The organism is Pseudomonas sp. HMWF006 (genome assembly GCF_003061205.1).
Lineage (GTDB): Bacteria > Pseudomonadota > Gammaproteobacteria > Pseudomonadales > Pseudomonadaceae > Aquipseudomonas > Aquipseudomonas monsensis.
On the sequence record NZ_QAIU01000573.1, the window covers coordinates 21354 to 22616 of the forward strand.

Sequence of the window (1263 nt, forward strand, 5' to 3'; positions counted from 1 at the left end):
CTGCGTTGGCGATGTTCGTTGGTCTGTGCGTCGAGCCCGGTGATCAACTGGATGTCGGCCCAGCGCCAGGTCGCCTTGATCCGCGCGCCGAGGGTGCGCCGGTCGACGTTGGACGCCATGGGCCCGGCCATCATCCCGGTGCCGGACGGCGTGCGCAGGGTGTAGTTGTCCATCACGTGGTCGGCGTAGTTGTAGTAGACCTGCGCTTCGAGTTTTTCCAGCACATCCGTGATGTTGGACTTTTCGAAGCGCAGGCCGAGGCTTTCGCGCAGGAACTGCGAACCGTCCATGCCGCGTCCGGCGTAGCGCGCCTCGCCGTCGCCCTTGCCGGCGGTGAGTTCGATCAGGGTGTCGGCGTCCGGGGTCCAGCCGACGGCGATGTCACCGTTCCACTTGTCGTAGCGCGAGGCGACGATGTCATTGTTGCCGTCGCGGTAGTCATCGGAGTGCGCGGTATTGCCGATCACCCGCACGTAACCCAACGGCCCCCCGGCCGCAGCGTCGACGACTTTGTCGAAGCGGCCGTGGGAACCGGCGAGGATACTCGCATTCACTCGCGTACCGAGTTCACCGAAACTCTCCGGCTCACGGTCGAAAAGGACGGTGCCGGCCGACGCGCCGGGGCCGTACAGCACGGTTTGCGGGCCTTTGATCACCGTGAGTTTGTCGTAGGTTTCCGGCGAGATGTACGAGGTAGGCGCGTCCATCCGGCCCGGGCAGGCGCCGAGCATCATGCTGCCGTTGGTGAGGATGTTCAGACGCGAACCGAACATGCCGCGCAGCACCGGATCACCGTTGGTGCCGCCATTGCGCACCAGGGCGAAACCGGGAATGGTTTTCAGGTAATCACCGCCATCGCTGGCCGGCACCGGTTGGCGCGGGTCCTTGGGATTGGTGACGATGGTCAGCGGCGAGCTCGGGGCGAGGGCGGTGATCACCGTTGGACTGAGTTCTTCGTTGTGACCGGCGTGATCATCGGCCAGCACCAGCGGGGACAGCAATACGCCGCAAAGGACGGCGGTAGCGTGCGAGAAACGAATACGCGATGCGTTCAGCGCGAAGGACGCCTGAGCTGCGCTCAAACGTGGAACAGCGGAAAACCTGGACATGACAATTTCCATCAAACAGTCGTAAACGACACGGACGGCAGCCTGGAGCTGTCTTTTCAACCGTGTGCAATCAAAGGTGCGGTGTTTACGCGGCGACGGGCGGGGCGCGGGTGCGGGCGCCAGGGAAGAAGGTTCGCCGGGCATGACCCAGGCG

1 protein-coding gene is annotated in these 1263 nt (G+C 64.2%); it reads right to left on the reverse strand.

Annotation, left to right across the window (positions count from 1 at the left end):
• Positions 1 to 1109, reverse strand: a 1109-nt coding sequence (locus DBR24_RS33895) for a TonB-dependent copper receptor (protein ID WP_256591855.1), incomplete at its 3' end; no start/stop codon positions are given.
• Positions 1110 to 1263 lie beyond the last annotated feature (154 nt).